At 65.0% G+C, this 16,411-nt stretch carries 12 protein-coding genes; 1 reads left to right on the top strand and 11 read right to left on the bottom strand.

Annotated features, from left to right (window positions below; all coding sequences use genetic code 11):
- Nucleotides 1-135: 135 nt before the first annotated feature.
- The 3 genes from C8D77_RS07510 to C8D77_RS07500 form a co-directional block, all read right to left on the bottom strand.
- Complete coding sequence (locus C8D77_RS07510; protein WP_109660691.1) at nucleotides 136-852, bottom strand: outer membrane protein; 717 nt, start codon at nucleotides 850-852, stop codon at nucleotides 136-138.
- A gap of 69 nt (nucleotides 853-921) precedes the next feature.
- Nucleotides 922-1,623: an outer membrane protein gene (locus C8D77_RS07505; protein WP_109660689.1), complete on the bottom strand. Its 702-nt coding sequence runs from the start codon at nucleotides 1,621-1,623 to the stop codon at nucleotides 922-924.
- A 206-nt stretch (nucleotides 1,624-1,829) separates the two neighbouring features.
- Nucleotides 1,830-2,789: an AraC family transcriptional regulator gene (locus C8D77_RS07500; RefSeq protein ID WP_109660687.1), complete on the bottom strand. Its 960-nt coding sequence runs from the start codon at nucleotides 2,787-2,789 to the stop codon at nucleotides 1,830-1,832.
- Nucleotides 2,790-3,137: 348 nt separating this feature from the next.
- Between C8D77_RS07500 and C8D77_RS07495 the strand changes: the two genes are divergently transcribed.
- Nucleotides 3,138-7,112 (top strand): autotransporter outer membrane beta-barrel domain-containing protein, encoded by a 3,975-nt coding sequence (locus C8D77_RS07495; RefSeq protein ID WP_109660684.1) that lies wholly within the window; start codon nucleotides 3,138-3,140, stop codon nucleotides 7,110-7,112.
- Nucleotides 7,113-7,187: 75 nt separating this feature from the next.
- On the opposite strand, the gene C8D77_RS07490 is transcribed toward C8D77_RS07495, so the two are convergent.
- The 8 genes from C8D77_RS07490 to C8D77_RS07455 all read right to left on the bottom strand — a co-directional run bounded on the left by C8D77_RS07490 (nucleotide 7,188) and on the right by C8D77_RS07455 (nucleotide 16,401).
- Nucleotides 7,188-8,069, bottom strand: coding sequence for an EamA family transporter (locus tag C8D77_RS07490; protein WP_109660682.1), 882 nt, complete (start codon nucleotides 8,067-8,069; stop codon nucleotides 7,188-7,190).
- A gap of 134 nt (nucleotides 8,070-8,203) precedes the next feature.
- Nucleotides 8,204-9,700: a sulfatase family protein gene (locus C8D77_RS07485; RefSeq protein WP_109660680.1), complete on the bottom strand. Its 1,497-nt coding sequence runs from the start codon at nucleotides 9,698-9,700 to the stop codon at nucleotides 8,204-8,206.
- Nucleotides 9,701-9,792: 92 nt separating this feature from the next.
- Nucleotides 9,793-10,761 carry an aliphatic sulfonate ABC transporter substrate-binding protein gene (locus C8D77_RS07480; protein ID WP_425453710.1) on the bottom strand — a complete coding sequence of 323 codons (969 nt, stop codon included), beginning with the start codon at nucleotides 10,759-10,761 and terminating at the stop codon, nucleotides 9,793-9,795.
- A 27-nt stretch (nucleotides 10,762-10,788) separates the two neighbouring features.
- The gene (locus tag C8D77_RS07475; protein ID WP_164757822.1) at nucleotides 10,789-11,547 is read right to left on the bottom strand and encodes an ABC transporter ATP-binding protein; all 759 of its coding nucleotides are present in this window, start codon (nucleotides 11,545-11,547) and stop codon (nucleotides 10,789-10,791) included.
- 11 nt (nucleotides 11,548-11,558) lie between these two features.
- Complete coding sequence (locus C8D77_RS07470; RefSeq protein WP_109660676.1) at nucleotides 11,559-12,359, bottom strand: ABC transporter permease; 801 nt, start codon at nucleotides 12,357-12,359, stop codon at nucleotides 11,559-11,561.
- Nucleotides 12,356-13,486, bottom strand: coding sequence for an ROK family transcriptional regulator (locus C8D77_RS07465; protein ID WP_109660675.1), 1,131 nt, complete (start codon nucleotides 13,484-13,486; stop codon nucleotides 12,356-12,358). Before C8D77_RS07465 ends, C8D77_RS07470 begins: the two co-directional genes overlap by 4 nt.
- Before the next feature lie 177 nt (nucleotides 13,487-13,663).
- Nucleotides 13,664-14,749: a sensor histidine kinase gene (locus C8D77_RS07460; RefSeq protein WP_109660672.1), complete on the bottom strand. Its 1,086-nt coding sequence runs from the start codon at nucleotides 14,747-14,749 to the stop codon at nucleotides 13,664-13,666.
- A gap of 161 nt (nucleotides 14,750-14,910) precedes the next feature.
- The gene (locus C8D77_RS07455; protein ID WP_109660670.1) at nucleotides 14,911-16,401 is read right to left on the bottom strand and encodes an efflux transporter outer membrane subunit; all 1,491 of its coding nucleotides are present in this window, start codon (nucleotides 16,399-16,401) and stop codon (nucleotides 14,911-14,913) included.
- Nucleotides 16,402-16,411 lie beyond the last annotated feature (10 nt).

Genomic DNA, 16,411 nt, shown 5'->3' with positions numbered 1-16,411 from the left:
GGAGATGTCGCCGAAGGCGACAGAGGGGGTCGCCGCGTAAAGTGCCAACCTCATCTGCAGCAGCAGGCCGAGCCCAGTCGAACCGACCCCCCTCTGGCCTGCCGGCCATCTCCCCCTCGAGGGGGGAGATAGCAATCAGAACTTGTAGGCAACACCGATCCGGACATCGTGCGTCGTCAACTCGATCTCGTCGGGATTGAGAGGAGCGCCGTTGACGATCAGGTGACGTTGGGACGTATGGCGGCCGAAATCGGCGAACCGGTACTCGCCGCGGACCACCCAACTGTCGGTGACGGCGTATTCCGCACCGGCGCCCAGCGTGTAGCCGGTGATGGTGTCTTTGGCGTCGGCATAGGGACCGCCCGGAATGTCGGTGGTAGTGTGTTTATAGCTTGCCACGGCCAGGCCGCCGGTGACAAAGGGAAGCCAGCGATCCATCGCATAGCCGGCTCTCAGGCGCACGGAGCCAACCGACTCCAGCTCGAGCTCACCGCCAAAGGCAGGGTCATCGACGCCGAGCGCCCGATAGAGCGTGGTGTCCTTCACGCTTGCGAAGCTGTAGTCGCCCTCGATGCCAAGAACCAGCCCGCCGTCGAACTGCTTGCTGTAGCCGGTATACAAGCCGCCGAAGCCACCGGACGGGCCATAGCCCCAGCCGTAATTGTCGAAACTGCCGGGTGCGAAATCCTGCCCGACCCTTGCGTTCCCCCAGGCGTAACCGGCTTGCGCGCCGACATAGGCGCCGGACCAGTCGTAGGTGGCCGCGACAGGCAAGACCTCACTGGTGTCCGCCGCGGACGCCATGCCGACAGGCGTGAGGATGAAGGCCGTGGCGAGAAGAATGGTTTTCATCGTTTGCTATCCCGAAACTATTGCCTCCCCCGCGCAAAAAAGCGCGGGGGTTTGTTCAACGACGGCAGGTCAGAACTTGTAGCTGAGACCGACCCGCAGATCGTGCGTCTGGAGATCGACGCTCGTCTCAGTGGGCAGACCAGCAGCCACCGAGAGGTCCTGGCTGCCGAAGTCGGAGTAGCGATATTCAGCTCGCGCGATCCACCGGTCGGTGAAGGCGTGCTCGATGCCTGCGCCAACCGTCCAGCCGACATGGGTCTCATCGTGGAATGGTATTTGAACGGCGCCGCTGCCGCCGATCGCAGTCACTTCATACTTTGCCGCGGCCACGCCAGCAGCGATGTAGGGCAAAGTCCGACCGAAAGCGTAGCCCGCTCGCAGCCGCGCCGCACCCGACCACTTGAGTTCGCTCTTGAGCAATGTGCTGAAACCACCGCCACCAGCATCGAGGGGTATCAGTCCGTCTGTATTATTATACATGAGGTCAGCCTCGGCGCCGATGACGAAGCGGTTCGCCATTTGGTAATTGGCTCCGAGATGAATGCCGCCAATAAAACCGTCTGGATCGAGGGGAAGGTTGAGGTCAGTGGCCCCACCGATGCCGCCGCCGGCGATGAACAGATTGGATTTTCCGGCTGCGTAGCCGACGTCGACGCCGGCATAGAGGCCGGACCAGTCGTAACCGGCGGGCGAAGCCTCGGTGACATCAGCCGCGCACGCCACGCCGAGCGGCGCGAGGATGAAGGCCGTAGCGAGAAGAAGAGTTTTCATGGTTTGTCTGCCGCCCCAAAATTGTCGTGGTCGCCGCCGCGCGGATGCCCGCGGAGATCCAGCTGTTGTCGAGAAATCCGGTGTTGCATTGTCCGCCGGCCGCGTCTTGGGCTGGGCCGCACCCGAATTGACCGGGAAAGCACCGCGGCGCTTTCCCGGTCGGTGTGGCCATTCGGCCTCAGTTGATTGGCATGAAACCGGCCAGGCTACCTGGCACTGCCCGGCGTCGAGCCGAAGCGGCGGCGGAAGCAGCGATTGAAATAGGACACGTCGGAGAAGCCGCTGAGCAGCGCGATCTCGCTGATCCGCGTGCGGTCGTTGCGCCTGTCGGACAGCATCCGATAGGCTCTCTGCAGGCGCAATTCGAGAACGCGCTCGGCGAAACTCACCCCGGTTTCCTGCAGGAGATCATGGACGTAGCGCACGGACAGCCGCAATTGCCCGGCAACGCTCTGCGCCGAAATGGCGGGATCGGCGAAATTGTCGCGCATCTTTTGCAGGATGGCCTGCAGCCTTGCCGCGCGCAGGCCGCGCAGACCCGCCAGTTCGGCCGCCTCGCCCTTGGCGCCGGTCGCCAGGCCGATCAGATCGACGATCGTTTCGGTGGCATGGTTGACGAGATCGGGCGACAGCAAGGCGGGGCCTGCTTCCAGAAAGCTGCAATAGCGCTTGAGCATGCCGAGCGCCTCATTGTCGGCGCCGATGGTCAGCGCCAACCGGTCCTCGACATGCGTGAAGGCCTTCTCCAGCACGGCACGGGGGAGCACCACATTGGCCCAGACATTATTGTCGCCGCCGGTCATCTGCAACGCTTCCGAAGCCGAGACCAATGCGCCTTCGCCTTTGCCGACTTGATAGTCGCGGCCAATCTGGGTGCCGCTGAGCACCGTGTCGCCATTGTTGACCAGCAGCAGATAGCCGTCGCGACCGTCGGCGGCGATGTTGCCCGCCTTGCGGCTGGCATGCCGGATCGTGCCGGCCATCTGCCCAAGCACCAGCGACCCGACGGCCGTGGCTTCGATGGCGGCCTGGAACGACAGCTTCTCGGAAATCGTATATTCGACCGACCAGATCTCGGCGACGTGGATGTCCTGCCAGAGCGCGAACCGCGCGCGGTGGTCCAGATGCGACGGCAAATCGACCGATGAGAAGACATTCTTTTGCAACGGATATCCGGGGCCTTTTCTATATGCGCCTTCACTTTAGACATGCACCGTATTGGACCAGATAATGGCTTGTCCAGAGCAAGAAGTACTTCCGCCATGGACGACAATTTCATTGCTGTTTTGGACAAGAATTTTCCCGAACTTCGTCGATTTGGCTGACGCAATTCCGGAAAAAATCGGAGATATCCGTAAAGCGTCGCACTCGATGGCGCAAAACTGCCACAGTGCGCGGAAAAGGCACGACGCCTCTCTCCAGTCCAATTCCGGTGCGGCCCTGCCCAAGACAACGCCTGGCTCCGATGACATATCAGCCCTCAGGGCGAAACGACTGTCATGTCAGGGGATTGAATGCCGCAGAATAGATTTGGAGGCCGCAAAGCGAAGGCGTTGAAGTATCTGGCGCTGACGTCGACCGCACTGGTCGGCCTTGGCCAGCCAATCGCCGCCACGGCAGCCGAGATATGGACCGGCGCTGCCTCCACAGATTGGTTTGCCGCCGGAAACTGGAACCCCGCCGCCGTTCCGACATCGAGCGACGACGTTACTCTCAACGCGACGTTCCCGAATCCGGCCGTGGTCAATGCGGCGAATGCGGCCGCGCACTATGTGTTTCTCGGCACCATTGCGAGTTACACAGGCTCGTTGACGATCACAAACGGCGGCACGCTCGCCGATACGGCCGGCTATCTGGGCTATCTCTCGGACTCGAGCGGCAGCGTGACCGTGACTGGAGCAGGCTCGGCCTGGAGCAACAGTTCGGACCTTTTCCTTGCTTCGGGCACCAACAGCAACGGTACCTTGACGATCTCGAACGGCGGCGCTGTCAGCGACACCGTGGGTCATGTCGGCTACGGTGCGGGCACCGGCACCGTGACGATCGACGGCATCGGCTCGACCTGGACCAACAGCAGTGACCTCTATATCGCCGAACTTGGCGTCGGCACGCTGAGCGTCACCAACGGCGGCGCGGTCAGCAATGTGACAGGCACCATCGGCTGGCACGCGGGCTCCAACGGCACGGTGACCGTCGATGGCGCGGGCTCGACCTGGACAAACAGCTCGGCCCTTTATATCGGCGCCCAGGGCACCGGCACGCTGAACATTCTGAAAGGCGGCACGGTCAGCTACGCCACCGGCGCGCTCGGCTATAACGTAGGCTCAACAGGCATCGTGACGGTTGACGGCGCAGGGTCGAATTTGACTGGCGGCTCCAGCTTGTACGTCGGCTTTAACGGCGCCGGTATATTGACGATCTTGAATGGCGGCACGGTCAGCAATGCTTTCGGGAGCGTAGGCGAGTATTCCGGTTCCAACGGCACGGTGACGGTCGATGGCGCGAGCTCGACCTGGACAAACAGCGGCGATCTCACTGTCGGCAACAACGGCACCGGGGCTCTGGCGATCACCAACGGCGGCGCGGTCAGCGATGACTCGGCCTATGTCGGCAACTCGACGGGCTCGACCGGCATGGTCTTCGTCGACGGCGCCGGCTCGACCTGGAGCAACAGCGGGTCGTTGACTGTCGGCAACTACGGCGCCGGCACTCTGGCGATCACCAACGGCGGCGCCGTCGGCAATGACGCGGCCTATGTCGGCAATTCGGTGGGCTCGACCGGCATGGTGGCCGTCGCGGGCGCCGGCTCGACCTGGACCAACAGTGGGAGCCTTAACGTCGGCAATCATGGCACGGGCACGCTGACGGTCTCGAGCGGCGGCACGGTCAGCAGTGACTCGGCCTATGTTGGCAAAGCAGCGGGCTCCACTGGCGCGGTGACGGTCGACGGCGTGGGCTCGACATGGACCAATAGTGTGAATCTTCTGATTGTCGGCCACAGCGGCACCGGCTCGCTGACGATTTCGAACGGCGGCACCGTCAACAGCGCCATGAGCTATGTCGGGAACTATTCTGTCGGCACCGCGATGGTCGATGGCGCCGGCTCGACATGGAACAGCAGTTCGGCTCTCTATGTCGGTGTCAGCGGAGGCGGCGTTGGCACGCTGACAATCCAAGGCGGCGGCACTGTCAAGAACACGGTCGGCCACCTGGGTAACTCGGTGGGCTCGACCGGCACGGCCACGGTCGACGGCGCGGGCTCGAGCTGGATCAACAGCTCAGCGCTGTTCATCGGCACCGGAGGCACCGGCACACTGACGGTTTCAAACGGGGGAACCATCCAGAGCGCAAGCGGCTTCGTCGGTAACGTCAGCACAGGTATGGGTGTTGTGACCGTAGGTGGTGCGAATTCCGTCTGGGCCAACAGCGGCGACCTCTACGTTGGCAACCTCGGAACCGGCACACTGAATGTCTTGAACAGCGGCACGGTCAGCAATGCCTGGGGCTACCTCGGGTACAATCCAGGCTCGACCGGCACGGCGACGGTCGACGGCACCGGCTCGACTTGGACCAGCAGCGCGGGCCTTGCCGTCGGCCTCGACGGCGCGGGCACACTGACGATTTCGAACGGCGGCGCGGTTTTCGCCGGCGGCACCGTCACCATTGCCAGTCACGCGGGTTCGACCGGCACGCTCAACATCGGCGCCGCGGCAGGCTCCGCAGCCACAGGCGCCGGCGTTTTCGGCCCGACCGCGCTGCAGTTCGGCAGTGGCGTCGGCACGCTCAATTTCAATCATACCGAGGCAAACTACGCGTTCGACGCCACGATCAGCGGGCTGGGGACGATCAACCAGATCGCCGGCACGACGAACCTGACCGCCAATTCGAACGGCTTCACCGGCGCCACCAACGTGGTGGGCGGACGGCTGGCCGTGAACGGTTCGCTGGCCAGCTCGCTGGTGACGATCTTAGGCGGCGTGCTGGGCGGCAACGGCACGGTGGGCGGCATCGTGGCGCAGTCGGACGGCATCATCGCACCGGGCAATTCAATCGGCACGCTCAATGTCGCGGGCGACATCGACCAGGCAGCGGGCTCGATCTACCAGGTCGAATTGACCTCGACCGGCCAGTCAGACCTCATCCTGGCGACGGGCACTGCGACGATCGCCGCCGGCGCGGTCCTCGACGTCGTCAAGACGGATGCCGCGCCTTACGTGCTGGGCACGCATTACACGGTGCTGCAAGCAGCTAGCGGCGTCGCCGGCACCTACACGCTCAACGGGGCCGGCCCGTTCATCGGCCTTCTTGCCAATTACGACGCGACGCACGTCTATCTCGATGTGGTGCAGGCAAAGTCCTTTGCCTCGGTCGGTCTGACGCCCAACCAGATCGCCACCGGCGGAGGCGCCGAAAGCCTGGGGGCGGGCAATCCACTCTATGATGCCATTGTGGGCTTGCCGAGCGAAGCGGTTGCCCAGGCCGCCTTCGATCAGCTCTCGGGCGAGATCCATGCCTCGGCCAGGGGGATGCTGGTCGAGGACAGCCGCTTCGTCCGCGATGCCGCCACCAGCCGCATCCGCGACGCCTTCGGCGACAGTGGCACCGCTGCTTTACCCGTCATGGCCTATGGCGAAGGCGGACCCGAAATGGTCGCCGCCGACACCGAGCGTTTTGCCGTCTGGGGCCAGGCCTTCGGCTCCTGGGGCAACACGGACAGTGACGGCAACGCCGCCGCCTTCGACCGCTCGACCGGCGGCCTCCTGGCCGGCGCCGACACGCTGGTCGGCGGCTGGCGCGTCGGACTGCTCGGCGGCTACAGCCATTCCTCCTTCGATACGGACGATCGCAACTCCTCCGGCAAGGCCGACAGCTACCATCTCGGTCTCTATGGCGGCACCAATTGGGGCGCCATCGCTTTCCGCACCGGCGCCGCCTACAGCTGGAGCAGTTTTTCGACAAGACGCTCCGTCGTTTTCAATGGCTTCGCGGATGGACTGTCGGCCGACTACGATGCCGGCACCGCGCAGATCTTCGGAGAACTCGCTTACAAGGCGGCCGATGCCGGGCGCTTCAAGTTCGAACCCTTCGCCAATCTCGCCTATGTCAGCGTGCATACAGACGGCTTCACCGAAACGGGCGGCGATGCAGCATTGACCAGCGCCGGCTCGACCACCGACGCCACCTTCACCACGCTCGGCCTGCGCGGCTCCACCGATTTTGCACTTGGCGGCATGAACGCCACCGCGCGCGGCATGCTCGGCTGGCGCCATGCGTTCGGCGATGTCACGCCGACCTCCAGCTTCGCCTTCGCCGGCGGCGACGCCTTCACCATTGCCGGCGTGCCGATCGCCAGAGACGCAGCGGTGGTCGAGGCCGGCCTCGACCTCAAAATGTCGGCCAATGCCACGCTGGCGCTCTCCTACACCGGACAGTTTGGCAGCGGCACGGCCGACCAGGGTGCCAAGGTCAATCTGGGCCTGAGGTTCTGAACGCCAGAAGCGCACCGGCCGAACAAAGGCAGCGCTCGAACGGCACACATGATCCTGCGCGTCCGTCGATCCCCCCTACTCCGGCGACGGCACCGGTGGCTTCGAGGTGATCGCCGTGCCGAAAGCTGCGGCAATGACGGCGGCGATGCCGCCCAGTTGCGTGACGGTCAGGCTCTCGTGCAGGAACAGGAAACCGGCCAGGGCGCCCAGCCCCGGCTCCAGGCAAGTCAGCGTGCCGTAGATGCGGGCCGGCATCCGGGTCAGCGCCACCATCTCCAGAAAGAACGGCAGTGCGCTGGAGAACAGGCCGACGAGCAGCGCGCTGACCAGGATCGAGGGCGCCAGCAGCGCGGTTCCCGCTTGCGCCACGCCGAATGGCAGCACCAGCACGGCGGCGATCGCCATGCCGTAGGCGGTGGTGCGGGTGCCAAGCTCCGCGCCGCCTTTCTGGGCCAGCACGATATAGAGCGCCCAGAAGCCGCCGGCCGCCAGCGCCAGCATCACCCCGATCGGATCAAGCGGCGCGAGTGAATGAACGAAGGGCGACAACAGCAGGATGCCGGCCACCGCCAGCGCGATCCAGGCAAAGTCGCTGGCGCGCCGCGAGGTCAGCGTCGCCACCAGAAGCGGGCCGGAAAACTCCAGCGCCACCGCAACGCCGAGCGGAATCCTGGCGAGCGCTGCGTAAAACAGGAGGTTCAGCGCGCAAAGCGTCACCCCATAGGCGACCAGCCACGGCAGAGTGGCGCGCGAGGGCCGCATCTGCCAGGGCCGCAGCACCGCGATCAGCATCAACGCGCCGATAACCAGCCGCAGCGTCGTCGTGCCTTGCGCGCCGATCAGCGGGAACAGACCCTTGGCGAAGGTGGCGCCGATCTGGATCGACACCATGGCGCCCATCAGCGCTGCGACCGGCAAGGGCGCCGCTTCGCGACTGGCAACTGGCGTCGATGTCACGTGGTTCCATCCTCCATACCGCCGGGCCAAACCCGACCGGCAGCATGGAGATAGGGCGAACCGACCGGCCTGTCGTGAGGCAGCGGCAACTGGCTGCTAGGGCACGGCCAGGCACGCCGGCCGCATGCCCTCCGTCAGTTCAGGGATTTGCGCCGTGGCGGCGGTGCCGGGTGGCGCTGCTCAAGGGCCGCAGCCGCATCGGCGCGGCCGGTCCGGCGCAGTCTTTCGAGGTAGCCCGGCAACTCGCCAAGGCAATGGAACGGCCCGCCTTCCCGGATCACCGTCACCAGCGGGTCGACATCGCTGTCGCTGCGCACGGCCATCGTGCTGCGCCAGTCCTCGAGCAGCCGGCTGGCATGATCGACCACATCGCCTCGGGAGGCAGAGAGATCATGCTGCTCATGCGGATCCTCGCTCAAATTGAACAGGCTGACGGGGCCAAAATCCTTGTAGCCGTCGTGATAGGTGCGCAGCATCAGCCAGTCGGCCCCGCCGAGCCGGAACCGCACGCCGCGTTGCACCGCCCACGCACCCTGGCTCAGCACCAGGAAATCGCGACCACCCTCCTCGTTCGCGGCAAGCGCCGGCGCAAAGGAGCGTCCGTCCCACAGCGCCGGAACGTTGCCGCCGAGCCGGTCGATCAGCGTGGCGGCCCAGTCGAAATGATAGTGCAGGCCGCTGTTGACGCCGCGCATATCCTTGGCGCCGGGCCAGCGGATGACCAGCGGCACATTGCAGGTGAATTCGTCCGCCGTCTGATGGTCGCCCCAGACATTGAGCTCGCCGAGGTTCTCGCCATGATCGGCGCCGATGACGATGATCGTGTCATCGAACAGGCCTTGACGCTTCAGTTCCTCGACGATGAGCCCGACATGATGATCGGCGTAGAGCACGCCGGTGTCGTAGCCGTCGAACCAGGCCTTGACGGTGTCTATGTCGTTGATCGGCGACGGCATGCGCCGATATTTCGATCCGCCCGGCTCGACGTCGAAGCCGGAGGGTTCCTGAGGGCTGTGCGGGCCGTAGCCGGCATGGCTCTTCTCGAACACGGCCTTGGTCATCCAGTCGGGAAGCGGCTGGTCGGCAAAAGGGTCGCCGAAGGCATCAGGCGCGCGATAGGGCGTGTGCGGGTCCCAGACATTGACATGCAGGAACCATTTTTTCGCCGCGCCATTGCGCTTCAGCCAATCGATCGCCAGGCCCGAGACCTCGTCGGCGTTTTCCATGCCGGCCTTGCCCGGATTGATGATCTCGTTGAAGCCGGCATACCAGTGCCAGCAGCCATGCCGCTCGCCGAAACTGCTGATCGTCGTGGTGTGGTAGCCGAGATCGCGCAGCGCCCGCATCCAGCCTTCTTCGTAGAAGGTACCGGCCCAGGCTCGCTCGGCGCCTTCGCGGAACGGCTCGCAAGCGGTGCCGCCATGGCCGACCACGCCGGTCCGCATTCCGTGGCGGCCGCTCCACAACGCCGTGCGCGACGGATGACAAGGCACATCGGAAACATAGACGTTCTCGAAGCGGATGCCGTCACCGGCAAGGCCGTCGATGACGGGAGAGGTGTTCCGGTGATAGCCGTAGCAGCCGAGATGGTCGCGCCTGAGGCTGTCGATGTCGATGTAGAGAACGTTCATGAATGGCTCGTCGCTGCTGTGATTGTCTGGAAACAGGCCCCGGCTCGCTGCCGGGGCTTGCGATTTGCAAAGGGCGGTTTCAAGAAGGCCCGTCAGGCCGAGATGTATTGATCGCCGAGATAGTAGTCCTTGGGATCGAGCGAGGTCTCGAGCTTGCCGAAGGTCTTGAACAGGTCGTTCATCGTCGAGAACCAGCCGTTCACGGTGCCGTCCTTGGTCAGCTTGATGAGCTCGGCCGACGTCATGAAGCGGCCATAGCCGGCCTCCGTCTTCAGCTGGTCGGCGGGAATGCCGAGCAGCTTGGAGGTGATCTCGATCGCCTTGTCCTGGTTGGCGGCGCGAAAATCCTGCGCGTCCTTGATGGCGCGCACCACGTTGCGGACGAGATCGGGATTGCCCTCGATCAGGTCGTTGCGGGCAATGAAGACGCTCGGAAAAGTGGTCTGCGGATAGAAGTCGTCGTTCTTGGCCAGTTCCACCAGATCGGGAACGTTCTTCTGGATGATGCCGACGAACGGATACCAGATGCCGGCCGCGTCGACCTGCTTGGAGGCGAAGGCCGCCACGATGGTGCTCGGGTCCATCTGCACGATGTCGAGGTCGGTCATCGCCATACCGGCCTTGCGCAGCGCCAGCCGCAGCAGCATGTCGCCCGACGTGCCGGCCGCGATCGCCACCTTCTTGCCCTTGAGGGCGGCGATGGACGTGATGCCCGCCTGGGCGATCACCCGGTCCGAGAAGCCGACATCGTTGACGGCGATAATCTTCGCCTTGCCGGTCGCCGGCAGCCACAGCGCGCCCGGTCCGAGATAGCCGAATTCCAGGCTGTTGGCGCCGAGCGCCTGGACCTGGATGGGGCCGTTGGTGAAGACCTTGATATCGGCATCGACGCCGTGCTTGGCATAAAAGCCCTGGTCGGCGGCGACGCCGGCGACGCTGGCGCCCCAGAAATCGCCATTATAGCCGATGCGTGCCGCCGTTCCCGCCGCCCCGGCGCGAATGCCAGAGGCGGCGAAGGCGGCAAGTGCCGCCGATGATGCGATGAGTTTACGTCTTGTCAGTGTCACCATACTCTCCTCCTGTCACTGTTACTGGTGGTAAACGGCTTGCCAGACGCGGTTGCGGATGCTCATGAACGCGGCTGAAAGCCGGATTTCCTCGGTCCTTGGGTAAGGCAGGCCGACCTCGATGATCTCCTTCAGCCGGCCGGGCCGCGCCGCCATGACGATGACGCGGTTGGCGAGATAGACCGCCTCGTCGACATCGTGGGTGATGAACATCACGGTGCGCCGCTCCCGGCTCCAGGTGTCGAGCAACTGGTCCTGAAGCTGCACGCGGGTCAGCGCGTCGAGCGCGCCGAAGGGCTCGTCCATCAGCAGGATGGATGGGTCCACCGCATAGGCCCGGGCAATCGCGCAGCGCTGCTTCATGCCGCCCGACAGCGTCTTCGGCAACGCATCGGCGAAGTCGCCGAGGCCGACAAGGTCGATGAAGCGCTCGGCGATCTGCCTGCGGCGCGCCGCCCCCTCGCCCTTGATGCGCAGCCCGAACTCGACGTTCTGGCGCACGGTGAGCCAGGGAAACAGCGCATATTGCTGAAAGATCATGCCGCGCTCCGGGCCCGGCCCCTCGACTGCCTTGCCGTCGACCAGCACGGTGCCCTCGCTCGGCTTCAGCAGGCCGGCCGCGATGTTGAGCGCCGTCGACTTGCCGCAGCCGGACGGGCCGACCACAGTGACGAACTCGCCGTCGGCGATGTCCAGCGACAGCCGGTCGAGCGCGATGAAGGCATTGTCCTTGAGGTCGAACCGGCGCGTCACATTGTCGAAGACGATCTTTGGGACGATCTTGGGCGGCATCACACGCGCTCCTGCCAGACGGTGAGCCGGCGCTCGATCACCAAGAGGATGCGATCCATGGCAAGGCCGAGAATGCCGATGGTGATCAGGCTGACGAAGATGGTCGGCAGGTCGTAGTAGAGCTGCGCCTGCTGCATGCGGAAGCCGAGGCCGGTCTGCGCGGCGATCAGTTCTGCGGCGACCAGCGTCGCCCAGGCCGAGCCGAGGCCGATGCGCACACCAACCAGGATGAACGGCGTCGACGCGGGAATGATGACGCGCAGGAAGATGGTCAGATCCCCCGCGCCGAGCACGCGCGCTGCGTTGATCATCGTCTTGTCGACGCTGATGACGCCCTGATAGGTGGCGACGACGCTGGCCAGGAAGGACGCCAGGAAGATGACGAAGATTTTCGGCGTCTCGTCGATGCCCATCGTCACGATCGCCAGCGGAATGATGGCAAGCGGCGGGATCATGCGGAAGAACTGCAGATACGGCTCGATGAGCGAACGCGCGACCTTGTACCAACCCATGACGAAGCCGACCGGGATCGCCAGGATGACGCCGAGGAGAAAGCCGGTCAGCACCCGCGCCAGGCTGGACATGATGTCGGTGGCGAGCTGCCCGTTGGCGATGAGATCGGCAAACCTTGACGCGACCTGCGGCGGCGGCGGCAGCCCCACCGCGCCGCCTGCCGTCAGCACCCACCAGATGGCAATGCCGGCGACGAGCCCGCAAAGATTGAGCGCAAGGCCGGAGTAATCGACGCCCGAACCTTCCGGCGGCCCGCCGCTGGAGCCTGTCGTCTTCGAGCCGCTCATCGCGACACTCCCGAGTAGAAAAAATGGTCGAGCGCCGCCGCGGCAGCACCGATGGCGCCGGCACCGGGACCGAGGCTCGACCGCTCGACCCGCAGCACGTCGCGCATCGGCGGCAGGACGCGCGGCGGAACACCCCGCCTTATGTGATCGATGAAGCTTTCCGGCGCTTCGGCCAGATGACCGCCAAAGACGATCAGGTCGGGATTGAGCAGGTTGGTCGCCGTCGCGATCGCCGTCGTCAGATGCCGGAGCGCGGCGTCCCACACCTCGGGGTATTTCTCCACCGCGGCCAGCAGGTGCCTGGGATGAGGCGTGTCGATATGGGCGGCGCGGGCCAGCGCGCGTTCGGACAGGAACGTCTCCAGGCAGCCCACATTGCCGCAAGCGCAACGCTCGCCATCTTCGACCACCTGGACATGGCCGAGCTCGACGGCCCCGTAGCCGCCGGGGCGGAACGGCATGCCGTTGATCACCAGGCCGGCGCCGAGGCCGGTGCGCAAATAGATGTAGAGCAGTGCGGTCGTGTCGCGCCCGATGCCGTAGCGCGATTCCGCCAGCGCCATCGCGCTGACATTGTGCTCGACCACCACCGGCATGCGCAGCGCCGTTTCGAGCTCGTCGGCGAACGGCACGTCCTTCCAGTCATAGTTGACCGACTGCAGGTTGCGCCGCCGCTTGGTGTCCACCGGTCCCGGCACGCCGAGCCCGAGGCCGATGAGACGCGAACGGGCAACGCCGGTCTTCTTGATCAATTGCTCGACGATCCGCACCACCATGCCGATCACCGCGGCGGGTTCGCTGGTGGCGGTGTCGAAATGCTGCGAGGCCATGGCCTTCGAGGCGGCCCTGAGATCGGTGATGGTGGCGTGGATGGTTCCAGCGCCGATGTGCACGCCAACCACGGACAGGGCGTCGGGCACCAGTGCAACCCCGATCGCGGGCCGGCCGACGGGCGCATCGCCCGCGACAGCCTGGTTGAGCTCGACCACGGTGCCCCCCCTCAGGAGATGGGCCATCAGATGGGTAAGGGCGGTGGGCGACAGCGAGGTGCGCCGCGCCAGTTCGGCGCGCGACTGCGGACCGTCGTCGCGCAGGATTCGCAGGATCGCTCCGTGATGCGCGCCCATTCCTTCCTCCCTATTATTTTCTAATGTTAATAAATTAATTATGCCTGTCAAGCACGGCAAAGCACGGCTTCGCGACAGACGTCGATGCACTTGGGTTTCACCCTTCCCTATCGCAGGAATTAGGCGGCATGGATGCGGAGGGGACTGCAGGCTGGGGCAAGGGCCGGTATTCCCGGACTAGCCGGCGGCGGCAGCCGAGCGCTTGAAGACGATGGTGACCCGCGTGCCCTCGCCGGCGCTCGAATTCACGTCGAATTCCGCCTTGGCATTCTCGGTCAGCGATCGGGCGATCAGTGCACCGAGCTTGCCGCGCTTGGGCCAGGTCTCGCCCTCCGGCAGGCCGATTCCGTCATCGGCGATGACGATGCGGCAGCCATCGCCGTCAACGATACTGTGCAGCGTGATCGTGCCGCCGTCGCGCCCCTGGAAGGCATGTTTGAGCGCATTGGTCAAAAGCTCGTTCACCACCAGCCCGGTCGGCATGGCGACGTTGATCGACACCGGATAGGTATCGACCTTCATGTCGAGCCGGATACCCTCGACGGCATGCGAGTTCATCACCGCCGACGCGATCTGGCTGAGATAGACGCCAAGATCGACCTCATCCTTGTCATCGTCGCCCGACAGCGTCTGATAGAGGATCGCCAGCGCGTCGACGCGCCCCGCCAGCCTCTCGAAACGCTTCTGGTCCGGCTCGGCCGCGTTGCGCGTCTCCATCCGGATCAGCGCGGTGATCATCTGCAGATTGTTCTTCACCCGGTGCTGCAGTTCGCGCAGCAGCGTGTCCTTCTCGCGGACGCGCTCGTCGATCGATCGCGCATCCTCGGTTTCGCCATGGGCCGAGACGTCGACCAGCGCTACAAGTCGGAAGCAGACCTTGCCATTGTCGTCCTCGATGACATTGGAATAGACGTCCACGATCGCCGGTTGGTCTTCTGTCCGCTCCAGCCGGAACGTGCCGACGAAATCGGTCTCCTCGACCACGGCCTCGAACAGCACCCGGTCCTTCTGCCGGTGCAGGCCGGTGCCGGAAAGCGCCGCCCAGTGTTGCCGGGCGAGCCTCGCCGCCTTAAGGCCGGACAGTTTCTCGAATTCCGGATTGGCATAGACGACGCGCTCCTTCGAACCCAGGTCCGAGACCGCAATGGCGATCGGCACCTGGTCGAGGAACTTCTTGAACTGTTCGCTCTCCAGCGCGCTGGCAAGGTCCGGCGTTTCAAGCAACTGCCCGACCGCTTCGGCCTTCTGTGTATCGGATGTCATCTGCGGGCGCGCCTGTGCTGTGCGTGTGCGCCATCAGTATCAGCGATGCGTTCGGCCCGCCATCGCCAAAGCTGGAGGCGGCATTTTCACGCGCCGCGTCGGCGATAAGCCGCGTGTGGCGCAGCCGCCTCGAAGCAAGCAGCCGAGGCCTTGGGAGCGCCTCACGAGGCCGGCTTCGACGCCAGCCGTGGACCGGTCTTGACCTCGACGATCTCCGGCTTGGCGCTGTTGACCGCGCCGTCCCAACCGCCGCCGAGCGCCTTGTTGAGGGCGATGTAGTTGGTCGCCAGCAAGACGCGGCTTTGCAGCAGCGAGTCCTCGGCCGAGTAGAGCGAGCGCTGGGCGTCGAGCACATCGAGAAGGCTGGTCTCGCCGGCCTTGTAGAGCGTGCCTTCGAGGCTTGCCGCCTCGCCATAGGACTTCGCTGACGAGGCGAGCTTGCCGATCCTGATGCGCTCCTGCGCCAACAGCACCAGCGCATTCTCCACATCCTCGAGCGCCGTCAGCACCGAAGACCGGTAGGCGATGAAATATTGATCGCGCTGCGCCTTGGCGACCTCAACGGCCGCCTGCAATTGCCCGGCATTGAACACCGGCACGCTGAGCGTCGGTCCGAACGACCAGCCGATCGACGAATTCTTGCCGAGGTCGCCGAGCTTCAACGCCGCCGTGCTGATGTCTCCGGTCAGGCTGACCGAGGGATAGCGGGCGGCCTCGGCCTGGCCGATCTTAGCGGTGTATTGCGCGTATTGCCGTTCCGCCATGCGCACATCGGGGCGCGACAGCAGGATGTCGGCGGGAATGCCGGTCGGAATCGGCAGGCGCGGCGTCGGGATCGGTGCACCGCGTTTCAGCCGGTCGCTCAGTGCTGCCGGCGGGCGGCCAGTGAGCACAGAGAGACGATGCACGGCTTGCGTATAACTTGCCTCCAGCGTCGGCACCGCGGCTTCGGTGCTGCTCGCCTGCCCCATCGCCTTGGCGACGTCGGCCGCGGTTGCCGTGCCCGCCTGCGCCATGGTGCGGGTGAGTTCGGCGGTCTGCCGTTGCGATACGGCCGAACGCCTAGCGAGCGCGATGCGGGCCTGGTAGCCGCGCGCCTGGGCATAGGTCGATGCGACATCGCCGACTAGGGTCAGAAGCGTCGAGCGCAGCTCCTCTTGCGAGGCGTCGAGCCCATAGCGGGCAGCCTCGACGCCCCGGCGGTTGCCGCCGAACAGGTCGAGCTCCCAGCTGGCATCGAAGCCGGCCTGGTACTCGTTGTAGGTGGCATCAGAGCCTGACGTGGTCTCGGCGGACTTGTTGCGGGTAGCGGAGCCTGAGCCATCCACCGAGGGCAGCAATGTGCCCGCACTCTGGCGATAGGTGGCGCGCGCCTCGCGGATCCTGGCCTTGGCGGTGGCGACGTCGAGATTGCCGGCAACCGCTTCGTCGACCAGCGTGTTCAGCTCGGGATCGCGCAGCCGCTGCCACCATCTCGACAGTTGCGCCGGCTGGGCCGGCTTCATCGATTTCTGGCCGCTCCAGTTCGCCGGCATCGCCAGCATGGGCGCCTGATAATCCGGACCGACGACGCATCCCGCGAGCAGGACGGCGGTGAGCATAGGCGCAAGGAGCCGCCCCGCGGCCACCGAGCCACGTTCCAAACCTGTCATGTGAAGTTTC

Source organism: Mesorhizobium loti (assembly GCF_003148495.1).
Lineage (GTDB): Bacteria > Pseudomonadota > Alphaproteobacteria > Rhizobiales > Rhizobiaceae > Mesorhizobium > Mesorhizobium loti.
The sequence above is the reverse complement of the archived record's forward strand: the minus strand, read 5'-3'. Positions and strand labels throughout refer to the sequence as shown.

Bases quoted from the DNA above. Each gene is read 5' to 3' on its own strand.
- C8D77_RS07510 (WP_109660691.1), bottom strand. From the start codon at position 852: ATGAAAACCATTCTTCTCGCCACGGCCTTCATCCTCACGCCTGTCGGC.
- C8D77_RS07505 (WP_109660689.1), bottom strand. From the start codon at position 1,623: ATGAAAACTCTTCTTCTCGCTACGGCCTTCATCCTCGCGCCGCTCGGC.
- C8D77_RS07495 (WP_109660684.1), top strand. From the start codon at position 3,138: ATGCCGCAGAATAGATTTGGAGGCCGCAAAGCGAAGGCGTTGAAGTAT.
- C8D77_RS07485 (WP_109660680.1), bottom strand. From the start codon at position 9,700: ATGAACGTTCTCTACATCGACATCGACAGCCTCAGGCGCGACCATCTC.
- C8D77_RS07470 (WP_109660676.1), bottom strand. From the start codon at position 12,359: ATGAGCGGCTCGAAGACGACAGGCTCCAGCGGCGGGCCGCCGGAAGGT.
- C8D77_RS07465 (WP_109660675.1), bottom strand. From the start codon at position 13,486: ATGGGCGCGCATCACGGAGCGATCCTGCGAATCCTGCGCGACGACGGT.
- C8D77_RS07460 (WP_109660672.1), bottom strand. From the start codon at position 14,749: ATGACATCCGATACACAGAAGGCCGAAGCGGTCGGGCAGTTGCTTGAA.
- C8D77_RS07455 (WP_109660670.1), bottom strand. From the start codon at position 16,401: ATGACAGGTTTGGAACGTGGCTCGGTGGCCGCGGGGCGGCTCCTTGCG.